This window comes from Kocuria oceani, assembly GCF_029524215.1.
GTDB classification, from domain to species: domain Bacteria; phylum Actinomycetota; class Actinomycetes; order Actinomycetales; family Micrococcaceae; genus Kocuria; species Kocuria oceani.
Window position 1 is genome coordinate 1 of sequence record NZ_JARAMH010000056.1, and the last position, 848, is coordinate 848.

2 protein-coding genes are annotated in these 848 nt (G+C 57.3%); both read left to right on the plus strand.

The genetic code is table 11. The features are described 5' to 3' along the window. Positions 1–455: DNA-packaging protein FI (locus tag PU704_RS19935; RefSeq protein ID WP_477218305.1), on the plus strand; the 455-nt coding region annotated here is incomplete at its 5' end. An 11-nt stretch (positions 456–466) separates the two neighbouring features. Then, positions 467–820 (plus strand): head-tail joining protein, encoded by a 354-nt coding sequence (locus PU704_RS19940; RefSeq protein ID WP_000752979.1) that lies wholly within the window; start codon positions 467–469, stop codon positions 818–820. Positions 821–848 lie beyond the last annotated feature (28 nt).

Genomic DNA, 848 nt, shown 5'->3' on the forward strand with positions numbered 1-848 from the left:
GTACAACTGGCGTAATCATGGCCCTTCGGGGCCATTGTTTCTCTGTGGAGGAGTCCATGACGAAAGATGAACTGATTGCCCGTCTCCGCTCGCTGGGTGAACAACTGAACCGTGATGTCAGCCTGACGGGGACGAAAGAAGAACTGGCGCTCCGTGTGGCAGAGCTGAAAGAGGAGCTTGATGACACGGATGAAACTGCCGGTCAGGACACCCCTCTCAGCCGGGAAAATGTGCTGACCGGACATGAAAATGAGGTGGGATCAGCGCAGCCGGATACCGTGATTCTGGATACGTCTGAACTGGTCACGGTCGTGGCACTGGTGAAGCTGCATACTGATGCACTTCACGCCACGCGGGATGAACCTGTGGCATTTGTGCTGCCGGGAACGGCGTTTCGTGTCTCTGCCGGTGTGGCAGCCGAAATGACAGAGCGCGGCCTGGCCAGAATGCAATAACGGGAGGCGCTGTGGCTGATTTCGATAACCTGTTCGATGCTGCCATTGCCCGCGCCGATGAAACGATACGCGGGTACATGGGAACGTCAGCCACCATTACATCCGGTGAGCAGTCAGGTGCGGTGATACGTGGTGTTTTTGATGACCCTGAAAATATCAGCTATGCCGGACAGGGCGTGCGCGTTGAAGGCTCCAGCCCGTCCCTGTTTGTCCGGACTGATGAGGTGCGGCAGCTGCGGCGTGGAGACACGCTGACCATCGGTGAGGAAAATTTCTGGGTAGATCGGGTTTCGCCGGATGATGGCGGAAGTTGTCATCTCTGGCTTGGACGGGGCGTACCGCCTGCCGTTAACCGTCGCCGCTGAAAGGGGGATGTATGGCCATAAAAGGTCT